Origin of the sequence: Streptomyces deccanensis, from assembly GCF_022385335.1 — a bacterium.
Taxonomy (GTDB): Bacteria; Actinomycetota; Actinomycetes; order Streptomycetales; family Streptomycetaceae; genus Streptomyces; species Streptomyces deccanensis.
This window is the reverse complement of record NZ_CP092431.1, coordinates 9,441,048-9,463,497: the sequence shown is the minus strand read 5'-3', so window position 1 is coordinate 9,463,497 and position 22,450 is coordinate 9,441,048. Positions and strand designations below refer to the sequence as shown.

The window sequence follows — 22,450 nt, the reverse complement described above, 5'->3', positions numbered from 1 at the left end:
CGGCCGCGCGGAGCGTGTCCTCGACCGACCCGGCCTCTCAGCCCGCCCTCCCCCGGTGGCGGCCCGGGCGCCGGTGCGGCGGCTGGTCCGGCGCCGGGCCTGGTGGTTTCGGCGCCGGGATGTCCAGGCGCCGGGGTTTGTCCCCGTGGAGGGTGACCGGTTCGCCGTGGTGGCGGATCGTCAGGGAGTCGCCGGAGAGCAGGGTGTAGGTGGCGTGGCGGGGTCGGATCTCGACGCGCAGACAGGTGTCGAGCAGCCCGAGGTTGAAGGCGAGCCTGCTCAGACGCTCGGGGAGGCGGGGTGCGAAGCCGACGGTCGTGCCGTGGTGGCGCATCCCGCCGAAGCCCGCGACCAGCGCCGTCCAGGTGCCGGCGAGGGCAGCGATGTGGAGGCCGTCGCGGGTGTTGTGCTCCAGGTCCGCCAGGTCCATCAGCGCCGACTCGGTGACGTAGTCGTGGGCGAGGTCGAGGTGGCCGACCTGGGCGGCGATGACGGCCTGGCAGCAGGCGGACAGTGAGGAGTCGCGGACGGTGAGCGGCTCGTAGTAGGCGAAGTCGCGGGCCATCTGGTCGTCGTCGAAGTGGTCGCCGCACTTGTACATCGCGAGGACCAGGTCGGCCTGTTTGACGACCTGTTTGCGGTAGAGGTCGAAGTAGGGGAAGTGCAGCATCAGCGGGTACTGGTCGGGCCCGGTGTTCTCGAATTCCCAGCGCTGGTGGCGGGTGAACCCGGCGTGCTGTTCGTGGACGCCCCGTTCGTGGTCGTAGGGGACGTACATGGCGTGGGCGGCGTCGCGCCAGGCGGCGCTCTCCTCGTCGTCGACGCCGAGCCGCCGGGCGCGGTCGGGGTGGCGTTCGACGACGTCGACGGCGGCCAGCAGGTTCGCTCGGGCCATGAGGTTGGTGTACGTGTTGTCGTCGACGACGGCGCTGTACTCGTCCGGGCCGGTCACACCGTCGATGTGGAAGGCGCCGTGGTGGTCGTGGTGACCGAGGGAGCGCCAGAGCCGGGCCGTCTCGACGAGGAGTTCGACGCCGGTGTCGCGTTCGAAGGCGGTGTCGCCGGTGGCGGCGGTGTGGCGGACCACGGCGTCGGCGATGGCGGCGTTGACGTGGAAGGCGGCCGTGCCGGCGGGCCAGTAGGCGGAGCGCTCCGAGCCGTCGATGGTCCGCCAGGGGAACGCGGCGCCCTTCAGGCCGAGTTGGGCCGCGCGTTCGCGGGCGGCGGGCAGGGTGTTCTGGCGCCAGCGGAGCGCTTCGGTGACCGCGCCGGGGGCGGTGTGGGTGAGCAGCGGCAGGACGAAGGCCTCGGTGTCCCAGAAGGCGTGGCCGTCGTAGCCGGATCCGGTGAGGCCCTTGGCGGGCAGGGCGCGCTGTTCGGCGCGGGCGCCCGCCTGGAGGACGTGGAACAGGGCGAACCGTACGGCCTGCTGGATCTCCTCGTCGCCGTCGACCTCGACGTCCGCGCGGGCCCAGAAGTCGTCGAGGTAGGACCGCTGTTCGTCGACGAGGCCCTGCCAGCCGCCGTACGCGGCGGCGGAGAGCGCGGCGTCGACCTGGTCGCCGACCGCGGGCAGCGAACGGGTGCCGGACCAGCCGTAGGCGACCGTCTTCTCCACCCGCAGGCGCTCGCCGGGCGCCAGGACGGTGGTGGCGGTGACGCGGGCGACGTCGTCCCTGCTCTCGCCGCCGGTGGTGATCTGGCCGGGCGCGGTGACGACGTGGTCGGCGGCGGCCGCGACGCGCAGACCGCTGCGCCGGGTGCGGTGGACGAGCCGGAGCCGCGTCCCGTCGGCGAAGTGCTCCTCCGGCTCCAGCGGGGACTCCAGGGCGACGGCGGCCCGGGGATCGCCCTCGCGCCGGGGCAGTTGCTCATTGGCGACCAGCTCCGACTGCACGACGATGCGTGCCTCGCCGTCGACGGCCTCGACCTCGTAGGCGACGGCGGCGATCGCCCGCTGGGTGAAGGACACCAGGCGGGTGGAGCGCACCCGGACGGTCGTGCCGGCCGGGGAGGTCCACTCGCAGCTGCGGCGCAGCACGCCCGCGCGGAGGTCGAGGACGCGTTCGTGGGAGCGCAGTCGGCCGTAGCGCAGGTCGAAGGGTTCGTCGTCGACGAGGAGGCGGAGGATCTTGCCGTTGGTGACGTCGATGACCGTCTGTCCGGACTCGGGGTAGCCGTAGCCGGCCTCCGCGTAGGGCAGGGGGTGCAGTTCGTGGACGCCGTTGAGGTAGGTGCCGGGCAGCCCGTGGGGTTCGCCCTCGTCGAGGTTGCCGCGCCAGCCGATGTGTCCGTTGGCGAGGGCGAACACGGACTCGCTCTGCGGCAGGACGTCGAGGTGCAGGCCCTGTTCGCGCAGCGCCCACGGTTCGACGCCGTACGACCTGTGTGTGATCACGCCCACTCCCCCAGGTCCGTGAGGTCCGCCACGACGGTGTCGGCGCCGTGGGCGCGCAGCGCGTCGGCCTGGCCGACGCGGTCGAGGCCGACGACGTGTCCGAAGCGGCCGGCGCGTCCGGCGTCCATGCCGGCGAGGGCGTCCTCGAAGACGGCGGCGTCGGCGGCTTCGACGCCGAGGTCGTGGGCGGCGGCGAGGAAGGTGTCGGGGCGGGGTTTGCCCGGCAGTTCGCGTTCGGCGGCGACCACGCCGTCGATCCGTACGTCGAAGAGGTCCTCGGCGTCGATGGAGCGCAGGACGTCCTGGCAGTTGGCGCTGGAGGAGACGACGGCGGTGCGCAGGCCGTGGGCGCGGACGCGTTCGATGTAGCGCAGGGTGCCGTCGTAGGCCTCGACGCCGTCGGTGCGGATGAGGTCCAGCAGGATCTCGTTCTTGCGGTTGCCGAGGCCGTGCACGGTGGGGGTGTCGGGCGGGTCGTCGGGGGTGCCTTCGGGGAGGTGGATGCCCCGGGAGGCCAGGAAGGTGCGGACGCCGTCGGCGCGGGGCAGTCCGTCCACGTACTGGTCGTAGTCGGCGGCGGGGTCGAAGGGCCGGAAGGCGTCGCCGTCGCGTCGGCGCAGGAACTCGTCGAACGCCTTCCGCCACGCGGCGGCGTGCACGACGGCCGTCTTGGTGATCACTCCGTCGAGGTCGAAGAGGCAGGCGCGGATCCGCTCGGGCAGGCCCAGTTCGGTGAGTTGGGTCGTCTCTGTCATGAGGTGGGGGTTCCCAGCGGGGCGGGCGTCAGTGTGCCGGGCGGGTAAGAACCCGGTCATCGGCGGGTGATGCTGCCGCCGCCGTGCGCGCGGCCGAGGGTGTGGAGGTGTTCCAGGGCGTCCAGGACAACGGTCCGGTCGTACCAGGCGAGCCACTCGCCGGTCTCGGCGGCGGCGACGGTGAGCGCCTTGAGCTGAGCGCGCGTCAACCCCTTGAGCGGGCGTTCGAAGTGGGCGGAGACCATGCCCACGCACAGTCCGGAGGACGTGGTCAGGGGCACGCTGTGGCAGGCGCGGCTGCCCGCGCGCAGGATCGCCGCGCGGGCGTCCTCGGTGAACACCGGGTCCGTCGCCACGTCCTGGACGGTGACGTGGGCGACGTCCCGCGCGGCTTTGGCGCAGGCGGTGCCGTCGTCACCGACGTGCGCGAAGAAGTCGACGAACTCCGCCGGGTGTCCGGTGTGCCGTTCGATGCGCAGTCCGCCCTCGGTACGGTCGGCGATCTGCACGTTGCCCATGTCGGTGCCGACGACGGTGAGGGCCTGGCTGAGGACGGAGGTCAGCACCTCGCTCCGGTTGCCGCGTCCGGTGCGGCGGTCGCGTGCCTCCGCGAAGCTGAGGGCCGGCTCCGCGTGCCGGGCCCGGCCGGGGAACCACAGCGCGTCGCGGGCACCCGGACGCGGGGCGCTGACCGCCGCGTCGGCGAGGGTCCGCAGCTTGACGTTGTACTGCTGCGAGGCCCGCTGGAGCAGCGCGAACGCGGTCTCGGCGTCCGGCAGGGCGTAGCGCTCCCGCAGCATGCCCTGGGCCTGGGCGATCAGCCGCCGGCCCTCCGTACGGGTGCGCAGCTGCCGTACCTCGGCGCGCAGCCGCGCCAGTTCCTCCCGCACCGCCTCGTCGTCGCCGTCCCGCTCCGACCAGGGTCTCGCACACATGGGCACCTTCCACTTGTCCCGCTCGAACGACAGCAGGGCTCGTCTGCCCGGCCCGGCCCGGAGTACGCCGGTCGGGTCTACCGTCTTCCTCATGCCTCTGACCTTCGACGACCTGCTGCGCCGGGCCGCCGCCCTGGCCCGCCCCGACCGCCGCGCGCTCCTCGGTATCGCGGGCGGCCCCGGCGCGGGGAAGACGACCCTGGCGGAGCGGCTGACCCGGGCGCTGAACGGGGACGGCGAGCCCTGGGTCGCCCATGTCCCCATGGACGGTTTCCATCTTGCGGACGTGGAGCTCGACCGCCTCGGCCGCCGGGATCGCAAGGGCGCGCCGGACACCTTCGACGCGGCGGGCTACGCGGCCCTGCTGGAGCGGTTGCGGGGAGACGAGGACGACGTGGTGTACGCGCCGGGCTTCGAACGGACCCTGGAGCAGCCGATCGCGGGGGCGATCCCGGTCCCGCCGTCCGCGCGGCTGGTCGTCACCGAGGGGAACTATCTGCTGGTGGGCGGCGAGCCGTGGTCACGTGTCCGGTCCCGTCTCGACGAGGTGTGGTTCTGCGATCTCGACGAGGCCGAGCGTGTCCGTCGTCTGGTCGCCCGGCACGAGGAGTTCGGCAAGGGCCATGACGAGGCGGTCGCCTGGGTTCTCCGCACGGACGAGCGCAACGCGGAGCTGGTGGCGACGACCAGGCCGTACGCGGACCTGGTGGTGCCGGCGTCGGCGATGCCGGCGGTGGAGACGGGAACGGAAGCATAGGGAGGGGGCGGAAATGAGGCAGCCCGACGTCGTCAGGAACGTCGGGCTGCCGGCTGGTGCGGCCCGTGGGCGGGCCGGGGGCGGTCAGGGCCGCAGGGTCAGGGTCGGTTCGCCCCGGTCGTCGCCCGCCGGGTCACCGATCACGGCGGTGAACGCCTCCGTGCGGACCCTCAGCCCCTCCGCGACGCGGTCGAACGTGGGGTCGAAGACCTCGCCGGAGCCGCCGTGGCGGACGGCGAAGACATCGAGGTCGTCCGGTGCTCCCGGCGCGGGCGTGGCCTCGATGGCCGTGGAGGCCACCAGGTGGGACCAGCCCTCGTCGGGGTTTCCGTAGCCGCGGGGGTCGGCGGCGAGGGCGAAGGCGGCGAGTTCCTGGGTGGTGTCGGCGCGGGCGTCGAAGAACTCGGGGCCCTCGGCGGCCGGGTGGGTCAGCCACAGGTCGCCGGCGGAGGCCACGTCGGCGTCGGCGATCCGGCGCAGGCCCTCGGCGTCGTCGGCCACGTACGGCAGTCCGGCGAGGAGGTACGGCGATCCGGGCAGGCGTTCGACGGCGACCGTGGTCCACAGTCGGGTGCCGTCGGTGACGTACAGGGACTGCACGTGCCGCAGGACGTGGTCGCGGGTGACGACGGGCTTGGTGACCAGCTTGGCGGTGAGGCCGTCGGCCCGGACGTCCCGGACGCGGGTCTCGCCCATGGGGCGGCAGAGCAGGAAGCCGTCGACGACCGGGCCGAAGCCGTGCTGGCGGTTGACGGCGGCGGCGAGGAAGTACGTCCCGTCGGTCTCGATCAGGGCGGGCGTCATCTTCGAGTCGAAGGCGACGGAGACCCGGCCGGCGCGCAGCTGGTGCCGGACGGGCCGTGCGGACGGGGTGCGGTGCCAGGGCGTGGTGTCCTGGATCTGCCAGACCAGCATCCACGCGAAGTGGCCGTCGACCCCGCCGTCCGGCTTGACCGCGTGCCGGCCCCAGCGGAGGTCGCCCCGGTAGCGGCCGAGGTCGGCGCCGACGCGGTGGCCGAAGTAGCGCAGGCCGAGCACGGACTCGAAGCCGGAGTGCTGCTCGCTGTAGCGGGGGCCGCCGAGGTCGAAGCCGCCGACCGTCAGGCGCGCGTCGAGGTAGCGGGCGACCGTCTCCCCGTCCTCGGCGAAGATCTGCTCGCCGCTGACCCGGTGGGCCTGGGCGAGAAAGGACAGGGAGATCGGGCCGTAGTTGTTGTCCCAGGCACCGCCGTGCTCGGGCGGGAGGAGGGCGCCCCGGTCGCGCACCCGGTGCGCGCGGATCTCGTCGACGTACAGGGCGATCGCCTGCTCGCGGACCCGTCGGGCGTCCTCGGGCGGGAGGTGGCGGGCCAGCATCAGGCCGCCGACGACGCAGCCGATGGCCTGGTTGCCGGCCTCCTGCGGGTTGAAGAAGGTCGCCTCGGTGAGCCAGCGCCAGTAGCCGCGGCTCATCTCCCGCAGGGCGTCGGTCTGTTCGTCGGTGAGGAGGCCGTCGGCCAGGTCGAGCAGGTTGACGGCCTGGAGCAGCGCCCAGACCGTGCTCGGCCAGTCGCCGATGGGGTGGGCGCCGGGCGCGAGGGTGTAACGGGCGTACGGGAAGCCGGAGTCGCGTACCCGCAGGTTGGGGTATCCGGGGTTGTCGTCCGTGTAGACGCGCTCGCGGAGGTGGAAGTCCGTGCTGCGGCCGACCGCCTCCGGAAGACGCGGGTCCTTGGTGCGCTGCCAGGCGAGGGCGAGCAGGGAGGTGATGCCGAGAGAGGTGTCGCCGATGTCGTCGACGCAGTCGGGGTGTTCGAGGTTGCCCTCGGGTGTGAGGCGGGCCAGGGCCTGCTCGGTGACGTCGGCGAGCACGGCGTCGTACGCCTCCGGAGTGTCCGGCAGGTCGTGCAGCGAACCGAGCTGGCGTGGGAGGTGCACGGGGATCAGTCCTTCATGCCTGGGGTGGCCATGACGTGGTGCGTCGGGTCAGACGACGGGTGCGGGGCGGCGGGCGCGCAGGGCGAGGGTCAGTGTGTGCGGGCCGTGGCCGCCGAGGTGGACGCGGTTCCCGGTCGTCGCGTCGGTGCCGCCGGTCACGGTGTAGTCCTGGCCCGGGTCGTACCGCAGTATGTCGCTCCGGTCCGGCCCGGCGAGCGGCTCGCCCGCCTCGACACGGGCCTCGACCCGGATCTCGTCGTCGCCGGCCCGGTAGGTCATGGGTCCGGTGGTCAGGCACCAGCGTCCGTCGCCGAGCGGTACGGCGCCCTGGGGCTCGCCGCCCGGCCGGAAGGTCAGTTCGAGGGCCCAGGGCACCGGTGGGCCGCTGATGTCGATCCGCAGGTCGGCCCCGTCCTCCCGCAGGTCGACCTCGACCCGGGTGGTGTGGGTGACCTCGTCCTCAGGACGGTCCGGGAAGGCCATCGCCGCGGAGAAGCGGCCCTCGTCCACCAGGCGGTAGGCGCCGTCGTCGCGCCTGTGGTCCTTCGGGAGCGGCTGGTAGTAGGCGGTGGTGAGGCTCTGGGTGAGCCGGTACCGGTGGTCGGCGAGCCGTTCCATGGCGGCGGCGCGGAACGGGCCCAGGTCGAAGAAGCCGCGCGAGAGGCGGACCGCGTCGAGGACGGCGTCCCCGGCGAACAGGCGCAGGAAGGTCGGGTTGCAGGCGAGACCCGAGCGGATGCGCCGGTGCTCGGGCACGTCGGAGCCGCCGTACACCACGGTGTGCGCGGTGGCCGAGGCGTGCGTGGCGAGGCGAGCGGTGGTGAGGTACCTCGCGCGCGGAAGCGTCTCCGCGTCCTCGGCCGGCAGTTCGTGGCTCAGGTCCGGGGTGAGGAGGGTCTGGGCGAGCAGGTCGGGGTCGTCGATGCCGCCGGCGGCCGCCAGCCGTACCGCCCGGGCGAAGTCGCCCCGGCCGGTGCGGATCGCGAGGAGCCGGTAGTGCGGCAGGTAGGGCCACAGGGCGAACGTGAGCTTCTGGTCCTGCCGTCGCGAGTGGACGGTCTCCACCGTGCCGTCCGGTCGGATCAGGTCCAGGGTGGTGGCGAGGTTGCGTTCGACGGCCGCCGACAGGTCGGTCCGGCCGAGCGTCTCGGCCAGCAGGAGCAGCGCCGGGTTGGTCACGATGGACGCGTAGACGGCGCTGCGTTCCGAGTACAGGCCGTCCGCGTCGATGTCGACGCCCTCGGCGAGCCACTCCTGGACGCGGTCGAGGAGTCGGTCGTCGGGGAAGGACCGGTGCAGCCGGGCGAGGGCCGCGCTCAGTTCCCAGCGGTGGTTCGGGGTGTGCACGCCGCCGGTCAGGAGGCTGCCGGTGGCGGCGCCGGCGATGTCGGCGAGCGCGGCTGTGACCTCGCGCAGTTCCGGTCCCCCGTCGGCGGCGAGGACGTACGCGTCGCACACGTCGTTGACGGTGAACGCGGAGTCCGGCGGTGACTGCACGTTGTCGCCACCCGCGAAGAGGCCGGAGGGCGTCTGCACGGCCCGCAGGGCGCGCAGGTGGGTCAGCGCGGCGGCGACGGCCCGCTCGCCGCCGTGCAGTTCCGAGTCCGGGGAACGGTATGCCGCGACCAGGGTCTTCACCCGCCGCGCCAGACCACGGTGCGGCACACCGGCGGGTTCCGCGTCCGGGTCGGCCGCCAGGGGGACGGCCGACCGGTCGGCGGCGCGGGCCGCCGCGCGGACGAACTCGTGGTCGAGCGCGGAGGGCAAGGTCAGTCCTTCAGTCCGGCGTTGATGTCGGCGTTCATGACGTACTTCTGGAACACCAGGAAGACGACGATCAGCGGGACCATGGAGATGACCGAACCGCCCAGCAGCACCGACCAGTTGATGTTCTGCGCGCCGACGAGGCTCTGGATGCCGATCTGCACCGTGAACTTCTCCGGGTCGTTCAGCATCAGCAGCGGCCAGATGTAGTCGTTCCACCTCCACTGGAACGACAGGATGGCGAGCGTCAGCATGATGGGCCGGGAGAGCGGCACCATGATCCGCAGGAAGATCGACAGCTCTTTGGCGCCGTCGATGCGGGCGGCCTCGATGAGTTCGTCGGGGACCGTCAGGAAGAACTGGCGGAACATGAAGCAGCCGGTCGCGGTGAGCAGGGCCGGGAGGATGATGCCGGACAGCGAGTTGTAGAAGCCGAGGTCGCGGACCACCAGGAACAGCGGGGCGAGCATGACCTCGGCCGGCAGCATCGTGGTGGCCAGGATGCAGAGGAAGAACGCCTTGAGCCACTTGTTGTCGTACTTGGCCAGCGCGTACCCGGTGCAGCAGCTGACTCCCACCGTGAGGATCGTCGCGATCACACACACGATGGTCGTGTTGATGAAGTACTCGGAGAAGTTGGCGCTCGCCCACGCCTCCTTGTAGCCCGACACGGTGGGATTCTCGGGGAACACCGTCAGCGGAAGGGAGAACAGGTCTCCCGCCGGTTTGAGGGAGCTGAGGACGAACCACAGCACCGGCACCCCGTAGAGGGCCGCGAGGACCCACAGCAGGGTCGTCGGGGCGATCGCGCGCCGGAGACCGCCGGTGGCCGAGCCGCCGGACCGCTTCTTGCGGACAGGTCGTGCGGGCCGGGCGTCGACCTTGCGAGGCATGTCTGTGGTTGTCATCGGTTCTCCACCCGCCGGTTCACCATCATCTGGATGATCGCGACGGCCATCAGGATGAGCATGAGCACGAACGACGCGGCGCTCGCGTAGCCGATCTGGCCCGACTTGAACCCCGTCTGGTAGATGTACTGGACCATCAGGTTGTTCGACGTTCCGGGTCCGCCGTTGTTGAGGGAGGCGAACACCGCGTATTCCTTCATCGCGTGGATCGTGTTGAGCAGGATGACGATGAAGGACGTGGGGGCGATGCTCGGCAGGGTGATGCTGAAGAACTGGCGCCAGGGACCGGCGCCGTCGAGCGCGGCGGCCTCGTAGTACGACGTCGGGACGTTCTTGATCGCCGCGATGAACAGCAGCATCGAGAAGCCCGTCCAGGCCCAGGCCGCCGCGACCACGACCACGAGCAGTGACAGGTCCGCGTTCGACTGCCAGGGAACGGCGCTCCCGCCGACCTTCTCGATGAAGTAGTTGACCAGTCCGAAGTTCTCACCGAACAGCCACCGCCACAGGACACCCACGATGATGGGCGACAGCAGCCACGGGATGAAGAAGAAGATGCGGGCGACCGACGCGCCCTTGGCGTGCTTGCTCACCAGCACGTTGGCGATGAGCAGCGAGAGCACGAAGTTCAGCGGGACGAAGAGCACGGTGTACAGCAGCGTGCGGCTCATCGCGTCGTAGAAGGCGGAGTCCCCGAACAGCTTGCTGTAGTTGTCCAGTCCGACGAACTGGAACGCCCCCACGCCCGTGTAGTTCGTGAAGGAGTAGACGAGCCCGATCACCGCCGGCCAGACGAAGAACAGCGCGAAGAGCACGACGTTGCCCGAGATGAGGACGAGCGGTGCGAGGGTGTACTTGCTTCGTCTCCTGGGCGGGCTCACGGACACGTCCGAAGCGTCCGGGGCGCGTTTGGTCATCTTCCTGACTCCGTGCTGGTGGAATGGGTTCCTGGAGGCTCAGGTCATGAGCCCGGCATCACGTGGGTGGGGTCCGCGGGCCCGGGCGGCGGGGTCGGGACACCGCCGCCCGGGACTGCCTGCCTACGCTCAGCCGCCGACCTGCGTGTTGTAGCCGTCGACGATGTTCTGCAGGGCCTTGTCGGACGACTGCTCTCCGTTGATCGCCTTGCCGAGCTCCGCCTTGGTCGGGTCGTCGGCGAGGCTCTTGCCCTTCAGCACCCAGGCCGTCTGCGCGCTGTTGAAGTAGCCGGAGATGGGGTCGTAGAGCGGGATGGACTCGTTGTAGAGCTTGAACGCCGCCTGCGCCGCCTCGGACTTGAAGGGGTACTTCGGGTTCAGGCCGCTCTCGACCGGCAGGAAGCCGGACGTCTCGCACAGCGTCTTGTAGTGGTCGGGCTCGTACAGCCAGGACAGGAACTTCTTCGCGGCGGCGGCCGCGTCGGCGTTGTTGTTGAAGCCGACCGTCATGCCACCGCTGTTGACGTCACTGGCCTGCACCGGCTGGGCGGGGGTCGGGACGCTCGCCCACTCGAACTTGGTGATGCTCTCCGAGTAGGCGGCGACCTGCCACACGCCGGACCAGTAGGCGACGACGTCACCGCTCTGGAACATGGCGGACGGGTCGGCGCCGCTGGTCCACACCGACTTCGGCATGGTCTTGTCGTCGTTCCAGCCGACGAAGGTCTTCACGGCCTTCTTGGTCGCCGCGTCCACCGAGAACTTGCCGGAGTCGTCGGCGTGGACGTACTTGCCGCCCATCTCGTAGACCATGGCGCGCAGCCGGGACGGCGACTGGTCGAAGGTCAGGGAGTACTTGGCGTCGGTCTTCTCCCGGACCTCGTTCGCCGCCTTGATGAACTCGTCCCAGGTCCAGGTCTTGTCGGGCGAGGTCGGGTAGTCGACGCCGGCCTTCTCGAACAGGGACTTGTTGATGAACATGCCGGACGCGGTGACGTCCGAGGGGATGGACAGCACCTTCCCGGAGGAGTCCTTGGCGACGAAGTTGGCGTTGATCTTGTTCGTCTTGTTGTTGGCGATGTCGCTGAGGTCGATCAGCTTGTTCGACCAGATCGGGTCGAGCGCCGGCACGGCCGCCACGTCGGGCAGCGAGTTCGCCTGCGCGGAGTTGCGCAGCTTCGTCGCGTAGCCGTCGTAGGGGATGTTGACCAGCTTGACCTTGACGCCGGTTTCCTTCTCGTACTGCGCCACCATCTTCTTCCAGCCCGCGTCCTGCCCCGGAACCGTGGAGATCCAGAACGTCAGCGACTTGGAGGTACCGCCCGAGTCGGATTCCCCTCCTCCGCAGGCGGAGAGCAGCAGGGCGGCCGCCGAGACACCGGCAGCGAGGGGAACCAGGCGGCGCATACCGCCGCGGCCGAGTCGGCTTGAGCGCCGCACACCCACAGTGGTCATCTTCGATCCCTTTTTTTCGGTAGGGGACAGAGCACGGCGCGCCGACCGAGGCGGCACGGGTGCATTGTGCAGGAGGGCTGCTTTCCGGGGGGCACGGCCTCGCCCGGCCGCGTCGTCCACGCGGGGCGGGATCCCCAGCCGTCTGGCCGTCACCGCACGGGCACGCCCTCGTGCGGTGGCCGTACGTCGAGTACGGGCGGGAGGCTCGCCCCAAGCCGGCGTCCCGGCCGACTTAGAAAGCGCTTGTCCGGACATTGGCAGATGCCGGTGGAGTCCGTCAATGCTTCACCGCCGCACCTCCGGTCACGGTTTGGATTCCCCGGGCCACGGCCAGCCGACTGGCCCCCACGACGGTGCCGCTGTCGCCGAGGGCGCTGCTCACGACCTCGGTGGGCCAGCTCAGCCGGGCCAGCTCGGCCCGTACGCCGGGCAGCAGCAGGGGCTTGGAGCCCACGGCACCGCCCAGCACGATCAGGCCGGGGTCCAGGACCGCGGCGGCCGCGACGGCGAGTCTGCCCACGTCGGCGGCGTGCCGGGCGACGACGGCGCGCGCCGTGGCGTGCCCCGCGTCGGCCAGCGCGAACAGCCCGTCGACGGTGTCGGGGCAGGGGTCGTCCACGCCCCGCCAGGCGTCCGCCGCCCGCCGCAGCAGGGAGCCCGCCCCTATGTGCGCCTCCAGGCCCTCGTGGCGGGGTTCGCGGTCCGCGTCCCACGGGTAGGGCAGCCGGGCCACCTCACCGGCGGCGCCGTTCGCGCCGCGCAGCACCTGGCCGCCGATGACCACACCGAGACCGATGCCGACGCCGATCCGCAGATAGCCGAAGGTGTCCCGGCCCCGGGCGGCGCCCTCGTGCAGCTCGGCCAGGGCGGCGCAGTTCACGTTGTTCTCGACGTGGACGGGCACTCCGGGCGGGAGGGCCACGGTCAGGGCGTCGAAGATGGGGCCCGCCTTGGCGGTGGCGGGCCGTACGGACCTGCCCTCCCGGCCCTGGACGGTGACGTCGCCGACGGCGACGACGATGGCGCGCAGCGGCGCCCCGGGCGACAGCCGCGCCAGGGCCTCCGCGACGACGTCGACGGTGTCCGCCCGCAGACCGGTGCCCTCGGCGAGCAGCGTGCCGTCCAGGGCGCACACCCGCACCCGGGTGACGCTGGGGCCGAGGTCGACGGCGAGGACCGCGCCGGCGGCGATCCCGAGATCGTATACGGCCGCTGACCTGCCGGTTCCTCCGTTGAGGGTGCCGGAGCGGGCGGCGAGACCGGCCGCCTCCAGCTCGGCCACGGCGGTGGAGACGGTCGGCTTGGAAAGACGCGCCCCGGTCGCCAGTTGGGGGCGGGTGGCGGTGCTCGACGCGGCCAGTACGGCGAAGACAGCGCGGGCGCTCTCGCTCAGTTGCATGCTCTCCCCAGTCGTACCGCGATCTTCCGTCCGCACGGTCGTGCGGGATCCGGCGTCATAACCCTTGACGCACCCTTATTCGTTAGTTAATTTCCTAACGAAGTCAAGCGGTACTCGCCTACCGCACCGCAGAGGCCCGTCCCGGGGCCTCACTAGCACCCCCCACAGACTCTGTGTGTCCAGGCACGGTTTCGCCCAGCCGTCGCTGCGCCCATCGCAACGCAACGACGAAAGAAGCCTCACGTGCAGGACCCCAGGCCCGTCGCGGTCGGTATCGACGTGGGCGGCACCAAGACCCATCTCCGTGCTGTCACGGGGACGGACCCGGTCGCCGACCACATCCGTCCCAGCCGTGGCTGGCGACCGCACGACCCGGCGTCCGCCGCCTCATGGCTGGCCGCGCTGGTCGGGGAGGTGCTGCCCGCGCACACCCCTCCGTCCGCCGTGGCCGTCGGCGCCCATGCCTGTGAGACGCCCCGGCAGTGCGAGGGCATACGTCTCGCCCTCCAGGAACGGCTTCAGGTGCCGTGCCTGGTGGTGGGCGACGCCGAACTGCTGGTGCCCGCCGCCGGTTTCGACCAGGGCGTGGGGCTGGTCGCGGGCACCGGTTCGGTGGCCGTCGGCCGGTCCGCCGACGGCACGTCGGTGCAGGTCGGCGGCTGGGGCGCGGTCCTCGGCGACGAGGGCGGCGCCGCCGGTCTGGTCCGGGAGGCGTGCCGCGCCGTCTGGGCCGCGCACGACCGCGGCGAAGCCCCCGACGCCCTCGCCGACCGGCTCGTCGCCGCCTTCGGCGTGAGCGAGGTCCCGGCTCTCGGCGGGGCCCTGGAGTCCGCCACGGCCCTGTCCGCCGACTGGGGCCGGCACGCGCCCGCCGTCTTCGAGGCCGCCGAGGAGGGCTCCGCCCTCGCCCACCGGGTGATCGGCGAAGGGGGCCGCGCGCTCGCCTCGCTCGTGGCGCGGCTCGCCGCCCGCGAAGTCCCCGTGGCCGACGTGGTGGTGGCCGGCGGGACGATCCGCTCCCGGCCCGCCCTGTACGCGGCATTCGCCGAAGCGCTCGCCGAGGCTGTACCGTCCGCGCGACCGCATGTGCTCCAAGTGCCGCCGGTCGAAGGGGCGTTGGCACTCTCACGTACTCTCCTCCGACCGGTCACGCGCTGATCACCGTCCGGTCGCCGACCGGACATCGACCGGTCATGCGTCAACCCCACGCTCAGCCCGCACACGATCAACCCACCGCGAAAGGAGCGGCGCTCCATGCCGTCATCTGCCGGGCACCACACGCTCAACCGCCGTGTCTTCCTCAGGAACTCCCTCGGCGTCTCGGCCGGCCTGATCGCCGCTCCGACCCTCGCGAACCTCTGGCAGGCCCCCGAGGCGAAGGCCGCCACCGCGTTCGCCGCGTTCGTCGACGACTACACCACCAACACCACGGCGAACCTCACCCCCGAGACCAACGCCGTGGTCCGCGCCCTCGGCGGCTTCGCCGAGATCTGGAAGACCGGCGACGCCTGGAACACCGGCACCCCGCTGCTGCCGGACATCCTGCGGGCCAACATGCGCTACTGCGCGCGTGTCACCTCCCGGCGCACCGAGGCGCAGGCACGCCAGGCGTTCATCACCGACCGGCAGCACCAGAGCTACTCGGTGATCACCGGCCTCGGCCCGCTCGCGGAGCTGTACAAGGCCGGCGCCATGGCGGTCACGGCGATCACCTCCGCCCCGGAGGGCACCCCGGCGGGCAAGATCAGCGACTCCGTCCCCGCCGACGCTCCCGCCGGATCCGCGAACGGCGCCGGCTCGACCAGCTCCGCGCTCGGGAAGGTGGCCGAGCTCGTCAACACCGTGCGCGGGCCGTTCGCGTCGGGCAACCCCTCCAAGTTCTCGTACCAGTACCCGCGCCCCTGGCGGATGAACGAGAACAGCGAGGTCGTCGACACCGGCAGGATCGACGCGTTCGGGTTTCCGGTGTACGACTCCGACGTGATCGTCGTCCCGCAGCTGCTGCGCCAGCGGGGCGAGAACCCCGCCGAGGACGGCGGCTTCCCGAGCGGCCACACCAACGCCCTCCACCTGGCGGCCCTGGCCTACGCGTACGCCGTCCCGGAGCGCTTCCAGGAGATGGTGACCCGCGCCTTCGAAGCGAGCCACGACAGGATCGTCTCGGGCATGCACTCCGCGCTCGACGTCCTCGGCGGCCGGGTCATGGCCACCGCGCTGGCCGCCGCCGCGCTCGCCGACCCGAAGAACGCCGAGCTCAAGGCCGCCGCGCGCAAGCAGGCTGCCGAGTACTTCCAGGCGAAGACGGGCACAACGGCCGACACGCTGTTCGCCTACGCGCACTCTGCGGGAACGGACACCGACCCGTACGCCGACCGCCAGGCCAACGCCCGCCTGGTCGAGCCGAAGCTGACGTACGTGCTCACCCGGCGCGGAAAGTCCCAGGACCTGACCGTGCCGAAGGGCGCCGAGGTCCTGCTGGAGACGCGTCTGCCCTACCTCGACGCGGCGCAGCGCCGCGAGGTGCTGCGCACGACCGCGCTGCCGTCGGGCTATGTGCTGCTGGACGGCTGGGAGCAGTGGGGCCGGCTCAACCTGTTCGCGGCTGCGGACGGTTACGGCGCCCTCGACTCGGATGTCACGGTCACGCTGGACGCCTCCCTCGGCGGCTTCCACGCGGCCGACACCTGGCGCAACGACCTCGACGGCTCGGGCCGCCTCGTCAAGCGGGGCAGCGGCACGCTCACGCTGTCCGGCGCCAACCGGTACACGGGCGGCACGGTCGTGGAGGCCGGTGTCCTCGCGGCGGGCTCGAAGGAGGCGTTCGGCCGCGGTGACGTCCGGGTGAAGGGCGGCACGCTGGCCGTCGGCGACCGCACCGTCCGGGTGCGCGGCGGCTACGCGCAGGCCGGTGTCCTCGACGTGACGCTGGACCGGGGCGACGACGCGGCCCTCGTGGTCGACGGGCGGGCGGTCCTGGAGCGGGGCAGCGAGCTGGTGGTCCGCTTCGACGCCAAGCAGGCGCCGCGGTCCGGCAGCACGGTCGCGGTGATCGGGGCGCGGTCCCTGCAGGGCCGGTTCTCGAAGGTCTCCGTGGCCGTCGACGGCTGGACGGCCGAGCAGGTCTTCACGGCGCACGGGGTGTCGGTGCGCCTGCGGAGGAAGTAACTCCCGTAGTGGGTCGTGCTGTTGGGGGTGGCGCGAGCCGCCCCCAACAGCTGTTTCCGCCGGGCTACAGGCTCGGCGGCAGGGCCTGTTCGGCCCAGATGGTCTTGCCCGCGCCGCTCGGGCGGCTGCCCCAGCGGTCCGTGAGCTGGGCGACCAGGAGCAGCCCGCGGCCCCCCTCGTCGAACTGGCGGGCCCGGCGCAGATGGGGTGAGGTACTGCTGGCGTCGGAGACCTCGCAGATCAGGGTGCGGTCACGGATCAGGCGCAGCTGGATGGGGGCGCCGCCGTAGCGGATGGCGTTGGTGACGAGTTCGCTGACCACGAGTTCGGTGACGAAGGCAGCCTCCTCCAGGCCCCAGCGGGTGAGCTGGTCCGTGGCCAGTTTGCGCGCGTTGGCGACCAGCGCCGGGTCGTCGGTGAGGTTCCAGACAGCGACCTGTTCCGCGTCGAGGGCGCGGGTGCGGGCGAGCAGCAGGGCCACGTCGTCGCCGGGGGTGTCGGGCAGCAGCGCCTTCAGCACGGTGTCGCAGGCGCGCTCCAGGCTGTCCACCTGCCCTGCCAGCGCGGCGCACAGGGCGGCGGTGCCGGTGTCGACGTCACGGTCGCGGGCCTCCACCAGGCCGTCGGTGTAGAGGGCGAGGACCGAGCCCTCGGGCAGCTCCAGCTCCCTGGCCTCGAACGGGAGGCCTCCGACGCCGAGCATCGGCCCGGCCGCCACCTCGACGACCTGCACACTGCCGTCGGGCCGCACCACCACGGGCGGCACATGACCGGCGGAGGCGATCATGCAGCTGCGGTCCACCGGGTCGTAGACCGCGTACAGACAGGTCGCGCCGATCTCCCCGTCCCCCGTGCCGTCGCCGGCCGCGAGATGCTCGACCAGGTCGTCCAGGTGGGTGAGGAGTTCGTCGGGCGGCAGGTCGACGTCGGCGAGCGCCCAGACGGCCGTGCGCAGCCGGCCCATGGTGACGGAGGCGTGGATGCCGTGGCCCACGACGTCGCCGACGACCAGCGCGACCCGGGTCCCGGACAGCGGGATCACGTCGAACCAGTCGCCGCCCACCCCGGCCTGCGACAGGGCCGGCAGATAGCGGGAGGCGAACTCGACGGCCGCCTGTCCGGCGACCGTCTTCGGCAGCAGGCTGCGTTGCAGGGCCAACGCCGTCGTGCGCTCCCTGGTGTAGCGGCGGGCGTTGTCGACGCAGACGGCCGCCCGGCTGGCGAGCTCCTCGGCGAGCGACATGTCGTCCTGGTCGAAGGCGTCGGGGTGCTCGGGGGTCAGGTTCCGGACGAGGACGGCGACCCCGAGGGTCGTGCCGCGGGCGACCAGCGGTACGGCCATCAGGGAGAGGTCGTGGTCCGCGGCGGCCTCCTGGAGTTTCGCGGAGCGGGCGCCGTGCCCGGCGAACCAGGAGTCGAGGGAGTCGTCGCCGGTGCGGGTGAGCACGGGCTCGCCGGTGACCAGGGCCCGGGCGGGTGGTGAGGAGGGCGGGTAGACGTCGGCGGCCCCCAGGGCGATGGCCGCCTCCGGTACACCGGGCGTACCGGAGTGGTGGGCGGCCCGGTGCAGTCGCACACCGCCGGCGACGGGGCCCATCTCGGGTTCCTCGCCCTGGAGGACGGACTCCAGGAGGTCGACGCTGGCGAAGTCGGCGAGTCGGGGGACCACGAGTTCGGCGAGTTCCCGGGCGGTTCGGACGACGTCGAGCTTGGTGCCGATGGATCCCGCGGCCTCGTTCAGCAGGGCGAGGCGCTGGCGGGCGGCGAACTGCTCGCTGCTGTCGAACGCGGCGAGCGCGGTGCCGATCAGTTCTCCGGAGGGGTCGCGCACCGGCCACATCTCGGAGGTCCACGCGTGCATCCGGCGACCGGAAGGCGAACGGGTCCAGCTCTCGTAACGGACCGGTTCCCCGGTCTCCACCACGAGCTCCAGATGGCGCAGGAAGCCCCGGCTGTGCGTGGCGTCCTCCACGGTGTCGGGGAAGTACTGGTGCCGGAACTCCTCCTCGGGCTGCCCCATGACCTTGCACGCCCAGTCGTTCATCCGCAGATAGCGCTGCCCGGTGTCGAAGACGGACATGGACATCGACGCCTGGGCGAAGGCCAGCTCGCCGAGGCCGCGCTCGATCGGATCGGGCGTCGCCTGGACGACGAACCGTCGCCGCTCCCCCGCGGCGCCCCGCACCGGGCAAATCCGCACCGCGACCTTCTGCCGGCGTCCGTCCCGGTAGCGCAGGTCCACCACCGCGTCGCCGTGCGTCAGCAGCGTCCGCCAGACCGCCGCCGCGTCCCCGTCGACGAGGGCGGCCGCCGGCGTTCCGGTCACCTCGTCGACGGTGTACCCGGTGAGGCGCCGGGCGCCCTCGCTCCACCCCGCGACGAGGCCGCGCGCGTCGACCACCGCCATCGCCTCACCGGCCGTGGCAGCCCGCGACGCGCCGGACGCCTTCGTCACCATAGGGCCAGGATGGTCCGTTCAGGGCGGGGCAACAACCCGGCCGGGCCCGTGACGCACCGGGTCCGTGGCCCCTTCGTGCGTCTAGAGAGTGGTGCGGGATTCGAGGTCCTTGCGGGTGTCGTTGCCGTAGACGCCCGTCTCGTCGCCCCGGATGCCGTACCAGAGCTGGAAGCGCGCCACGGCTTCCCGCAGTACGACGTCGTAGCGCCCCGAGGTGGAGCCGTTGTCGTACACGTTCGGGATGCGGAGCAGCCGTTGCTGGAGTTCGGAGACCTCGGGGCCGCTGTCTCCCTCACGGAGGGTGCCGGGGCCGTCCGGGTCGGCGCCGTCGTCCGGGGCGGGTGCCGAGGACGCGGGGGCGGACGGGGTCGGGGTCGGCGTCGCGGTCGGGGTGACGACGCGTGCCTCCTTCTGCGTGCCGCCGCCGGGCAGCAGCAGGGCGGCGCCGAAGCCGAGCAGGGCCGCCGCGCCGACGCCGACGATCACGGCGGCGCGCTTGAGGCCCGATCCGTCGCCGGGGGCCGGCCGCCGCCGCTGCCGACGCCGGTGTCCGGGGTCGTCGCGCGGGACCGTGTCCGAGCCGAAGTCCTCGCCGACCATGACCGGGGGGAGTTCCTCGGTCTCGTACTCCGTCCGGGGCAGGATCCGCTCGGGAGCGGGCTTCGGCTCCGGCGCGGGCGTCGCCGGCGGGGGCGGTGTCGACGGCGGTGGCGGCGGGGTCGGGGCCGGTGCCGGGGTGGGGGGTACGGCGACGGTCTCGTACTCGTCCTCGGGGGCGCTCGCCTCGGATCCCGCGCCCTTGTACTGCTCGAACTCACGCAGCAGCTCGGCCAGGGCCTCGGTCCTGCGCCTCCGCATGACATAGGTCGGCTCGATCGTGGGACGCTTCGCCGTCCGGCCCGGTTCGGGCGGTTTCGACACGCTGTTCTCCTTCCGTGCACGCGGTCTCCCGCCATCCCCGAGAGGAGATACGGGCGGCCGGGCCGGGAGGTTCAGCGCGGCAGGCGGCTCCGGGGGGCGGTCGGGAGCACGGCGACGACCTCCCAGCCGGGGCCGTGCTCGCGCGGCCGGGCCTGGAGAAGGCCGCCGAGCGCGGTGACCCGTTCCGTGAGGCCGACCAGTCCGAAGCCGCCGCCCCGGGCCGCCTCCGGCAGCCGGGCGCCGCCGCGCCCGTCGTCGCGGACCACGATCTCCAGGCCACCGCGACCGTGGCGGAGGTCGACGGTGACCTCGGTGGCGTCGGCGGCGTGCCGGCGGACGTTCGTCAGGGCCTCCTGCACCACGCGGAAGGCGGCGGCCTGCACCTCGTGCGGCAGGTCGTCGGGGACGGAGGGGTCGTGACGGAGCACGGCGGAGCGCCCGTCGACACCGCCGACGCCGTCGAAACCGCGCACCAGTTCGTCGACGCCCGCCAGATCGCCCACCGGCCGCCGGTCGCCGGTCCCGGCCGCCTCCTCGTGGTCGCGCAGCACGCCGACCGTGCGGCGCATGGAGGCCAGTGCCTCGGTCGCGGCGCGCTCGATGCCCGCGAGGACGGGGTCGAGCCTCCCCCGGACGTCGTCCCGGGGGACCCCCGTCTCGTCTCGCCCGGATTCGGTGGCGGCCATCATCCGGGCGACCTGGGTCTGCACCAGGATCCCGGTGACGTGGTGGGCGACGAAGTCGTGCAGGTCGGCGGCCATGGCGAGGCGTTCGGCCCGGCGGGTCTCGGTGACGATCTGGTGCCGCCGGTTGTCCAGGGTGCGCAGATACGCGGCGACACCGGCCGCGGCCCCGCCGAGGATCATCAGGACCATGACGGCGCCGATGCTGCCACCGTCGCCCGGATCGAGGGCGAGGTAGGGCAGCGGGAGCAGGACCAGTGCGAGACCGTCGAGGAGCCCGCAGGCCAGCGCCCAGCCGGGGGGGCAGGCGCGGACGGCGAGGACCAGCAGACACAGCAGCACGGCCGCCTGCCCCAGGCCGAAGCCACCCATCTCCCGGGCCAGGACGAGGACGACCACGTTCGCCAGGGCGGCGAGAGCCGGTACACCTGTGCGGACCTGCGGGGTCATCCACTCCGGTCGGCGGTGTTCGGGCCACAGGAGCGCCGCGAGGCCGAGGGCGAGGGAGAGCAGGTGCAGCCACACATAGGCGGCGCCGTTCGCTGCCAGGAGGGGGAAGTCGGACGCGCAGGCCAGACAGAGCGCCACGATGCCGGCCACGCGTACGCAGCTCGTTCTGGCGGGGCGCCCCGGCCGTCCGGTGGCGCCGTCCGCGGGTTCCTTGGTGTCGGGCACGAGGTTCACGCGGATCACAGTAGGCAGCGCAGGTGCTCCCGGTATCGGCCGTACGGCCGAGGAGGCGTGGCCGGCGGGCTGGGAAGCCTGGCCGTTCGGCCGAGGCGGCCGCCCCCGCCGCCGGGAGAGGTTGGGTGTCGCCACCCCACCCCGACTCTCCGCAGGGAGCACCTCATGGAACGCACGCCCCTCCTCATCGCCGGCGCCACCGTGGCGGCCGTCGCCGTCGGCGGCGGAGCCCTCACCTACGCGCTGAGCGGTACGGAGTCCACGACCGGACTCGACCGGTTCAACACCGTCACCGTGGACGGCCGGAAGGCGCTCAGCGGGAACATCGTCGCCGGCCGCACCGAGTCGAAGTACAGCCCGCTGCCCTGGATCGGCGGCGAGACCTCCGGGCTGACGTGCCCCGACCTCAAGGCGGTGGCCGGCACCGAGGTGACGTGCACCGGCAAGGACGGCGACGGCAAGGACCTCTCCGTCCCCGTCACCGTCGTCAGGGCCGACGCCTCCAGCATCACCTGGAAGTTCGAGCGCGCCTAGTCCGACCGAAAGGACCCGTCACCGTCATGAGCACCGTCCTGGCCGGCACCGGCCTCGTCAAGAAGTACGGCCCCACCACCGCCCTGGCCGGCGTGGACGTCGCGGTCGCCGAGCGGGAGTCCCTCGCCATCATGGGCCCGTCCGGCTCCGGCAAGTCGACCCTCCTGCACACCCTCGCCGGCATCGTCCGCCCCGACGACGGCCAGGTGCTGCTGCGCGGCGAACGCATCGACCACTGGGGCGAGAACAAGCTGAGCGCGCTGCGCCGCAAGCGGTTCGGGTTCGTCTTCCAGTTCGGCCAGTTGCTGCCCGAGCTGCCCGCCGAGGAGAACGTGGCCCTCCCGCTGATGCTGGAGGGCGTGCCCCGGCGCCAGGCCGTCGAGCGGGCCCGCCGCTGGTTCGCCCCGCTCGGCCTCGCGGGCCTGGAGAAGCGCCGCCCCGGTCAGCTCTCCGGCGGTCAGGCCCAGCGCGTCGCCATCGCCCGCGCCCTGGCCGTGGAGCCCGACGTCGTCTTCGCCGACGAGCCCACGGGCGCCCTCGACCAGGCCACCGGGAAGGAGGTAATCCGCCTGCTCACCTCGGTCACCCGCGATCAGGGCGCCTCCCTCGTCATGGTCACCCACGACGCCGAGGTGGCCGCCCACTGCGACCGCGTCGTCCAGGTGAGGGACGGCCGGATCGCCGGCTACAGCCAGTACACGGCCGTATAGGCCGCCGCGGGCGCGCGAGCGCCCTGAAGGGGCGCGGGGCTGTGTCGATCTGCGGCTCCGCCGCGTGGGCGCGACGAGCCACGAACAACC

At 72.5% G+C, this 22,450-nt stretch carries 17 protein-coding genes; 5 read left to right on the top strand and 12 right to left on the bottom strand.

The window, feature by feature from the left end; all coding sequences use genetic code 11:
- Nucleotides 1-37: 37 nt before the first annotated feature.
- Genes L3078_RS41635 through L3078_RS41625 form a run of 3 tightly spaced genes read right to left on the bottom strand, consistent with a single transcriptional unit; the run spans nucleotide 38 to nucleotide 4,181 of the window.
- On the bottom strand, nucleotides 38-2,398 hold the full coding sequence (locus L3078_RS41635; protein WP_239759396.1) for a glycoside hydrolase family 65 protein: 2,361 nt from the start codon (nucleotides 2,396-2,398) through the stop codon (nucleotides 38-40).
- Nucleotides 2,395-3,153: an HAD family hydrolase gene (locus L3078_RS41630; RefSeq protein WP_239759395.1), complete on the bottom strand. Its 759-nt coding sequence runs from the start codon at nucleotides 3,151-3,153 to the stop codon at nucleotides 2,395-2,397. The genes L3078_RS41635 and L3078_RS41630 overlap by 4 nt, the downstream gene beginning before the upstream one ends.
- A 56-nt stretch (nucleotides 3,154-3,209) precedes the next feature.
- Complete coding sequence (locus L3078_RS41625; protein WP_239759394.1) at nucleotides 3,210-4,181, bottom strand: ANTAR domain-containing protein; 972 nt, start codon at nucleotides 4,179-4,181, stop codon at nucleotides 3,210-3,212.
- Here L3078_RS41625 and L3078_RS41620 point away from each other — a divergent pair.
- Complete coding sequence (locus tag L3078_RS41620) at nucleotides 4,180-4,845, top strand: nucleoside/nucleotide kinase family protein (protein WP_239759393.1); 666 nt, start codon at nucleotides 4,180-4,182, stop codon at nucleotides 4,843-4,845. The two genes, L3078_RS41625 and L3078_RS41620, sit on opposite strands and share 2 nt — an antisense overlap.
- Nucleotides 4,846-4,929: 84 nt before the next feature.
- Here the strand turns inward: L3078_RS41620 and L3078_RS41615 are convergent, their stop codons facing one another.
- The 6 genes from L3078_RS41615 to L3078_RS41590 all read right to left on the bottom strand — a co-directional run bounded on the left by L3078_RS41615 (nucleotide 4,930) and on the right by L3078_RS41590 (nucleotide 13,205).
- Nucleotides 4,930-6,762, bottom strand: coding sequence for a hypothetical protein (locus L3078_RS41615; protein WP_239759392.1), 1,833 nt, complete (start codon nucleotides 6,760-6,762; stop codon nucleotides 4,930-4,932).
- 48 nt (nucleotides 6,763-6,810) lie between these two features.
- The gene (locus L3078_RS41610; RefSeq protein ID WP_239759391.1) at nucleotides 6,811-8,529 is read right to left on the bottom strand and encodes a hypothetical protein; all 1,719 of its coding nucleotides are present in this window, start codon (nucleotides 8,527-8,529) and stop codon (nucleotides 6,811-6,813) included.
- Nucleotides 8,530-8,531: 2 nt separating this feature from the next.
- Complete coding sequence (locus tag L3078_RS41605; RefSeq protein WP_239759390.1) at nucleotides 8,532-9,434, bottom strand: carbohydrate ABC transporter permease; 903 nt, start codon at nucleotides 9,432-9,434, stop codon at nucleotides 8,532-8,534.
- Complete coding sequence (locus L3078_RS41600; protein WP_239759389.1) at nucleotides 9,431-10,351, bottom strand: carbohydrate ABC transporter permease; 921 nt, start codon at nucleotides 10,349-10,351, stop codon at nucleotides 9,431-9,433. The genes L3078_RS41605 and L3078_RS41600 overlap by 4 nt, the downstream gene beginning before the upstream one ends.
- Nucleotides 10,352-10,480: 129 nt before the next feature.
- A complete protein-coding gene (locus L3078_RS41595) occupies nucleotides 10,481-11,806 on the bottom strand; it encodes an ABC transporter substrate-binding protein (RefSeq protein WP_239759388.1) in 1,326 nt (441 codons plus the stop codon).
- A 277-nt stretch (nucleotides 11,807-12,083) separates the two neighbouring features.
- Complete coding sequence (locus L3078_RS41590) at nucleotides 12,084-13,205, bottom strand: ROK family protein (RefSeq protein WP_239759387.1); 1,122 nt, start codon at nucleotides 13,203-13,205, stop codon at nucleotides 12,084-12,086.
- A gap of 243 nt (nucleotides 13,206-13,448) precedes the next feature.
- Here L3078_RS41590 and L3078_RS41585 point away from each other — a divergent pair, with 243 nt between their 5' ends.
- Both L3078_RS41585 and L3078_RS41580 read left to right on the top strand, forming a co-directional pair.
- Complete coding sequence (locus tag L3078_RS41585) at nucleotides 13,449-14,363, top strand: BadF/BadG/BcrA/BcrD ATPase family protein (protein WP_239759386.1); 915 nt, start codon at nucleotides 13,449-13,451, stop codon at nucleotides 14,361-14,363.
- A gap of 96 nt (nucleotides 14,364-14,459) precedes the next feature.
- Complete coding sequence (locus L3078_RS41580) at nucleotides 14,460-16,370, top strand: autotransporter-associated beta strand repeat-containing protein (protein WP_239759385.1); 1,911 nt, start codon at nucleotides 14,460-14,462, stop codon at nucleotides 16,368-16,370.
- 64 nt (nucleotides 16,371-16,434) lie between these two features.
- Here L3078_RS41580 and L3078_RS41575 read toward each other — a convergent pair whose 3' ends face one another.
- The 3 genes from L3078_RS41575 to L3078_RS41565 all read right to left on the bottom strand — a co-directional run bounded on the left by L3078_RS41575 (nucleotide 16,435) and on the right by L3078_RS41565 (nucleotide 21,116).
- Nucleotides 16,435-18,828 carry a SpoIIE family protein phosphatase gene (locus L3078_RS41575; protein WP_239759384.1) on the bottom strand — a complete coding sequence of 798 codons (2,394 nt, stop codon included), beginning with the start codon at nucleotides 18,826-18,828 and terminating at the stop codon, nucleotides 16,435-16,437.
- 81 nt (nucleotides 18,829-18,909) lie between these two features.
- Nucleotides 18,910-19,749 (bottom strand): peptidoglycan-binding domain-containing protein, encoded by an 840-nt coding sequence (locus L3078_RS41570; RefSeq protein ID WP_239759383.1) that lies wholly within the window; start codon nucleotides 19,747-19,749, stop codon nucleotides 18,910-18,912.
- Nucleotides 19,750-19,820: 71 nt separating this feature from the next.
- Complete coding sequence (locus L3078_RS41565; protein WP_239759382.1) at nucleotides 19,821-21,116, bottom strand: sensor histidine kinase; 1,296 nt, start codon at nucleotides 21,114-21,116, stop codon at nucleotides 19,821-19,823.
- 165 nt (nucleotides 21,117-21,281) lie between these two features.
- Here L3078_RS41565 and L3078_RS41560 point away from each other — a divergent pair, with 165 nt between their 5' ends.
- Complete coding sequence (locus L3078_RS41560) at nucleotides 21,282-21,650, top strand: hypothetical protein (RefSeq protein ID WP_239759381.1); 369 nt, start codon at nucleotides 21,282-21,284, stop codon at nucleotides 21,648-21,650.
- Between the two features lie 26 nt (nucleotides 21,651-21,676).
- Complete coding sequence (locus L3078_RS41555; RefSeq protein WP_239759380.1) at nucleotides 21,677-22,360, top strand: ABC transporter ATP-binding protein; 684 nt, start codon at nucleotides 21,677-21,679, stop codon at nucleotides 22,358-22,360.
- Nucleotides 22,361-22,450: the final 90 nt, after the last annotated feature.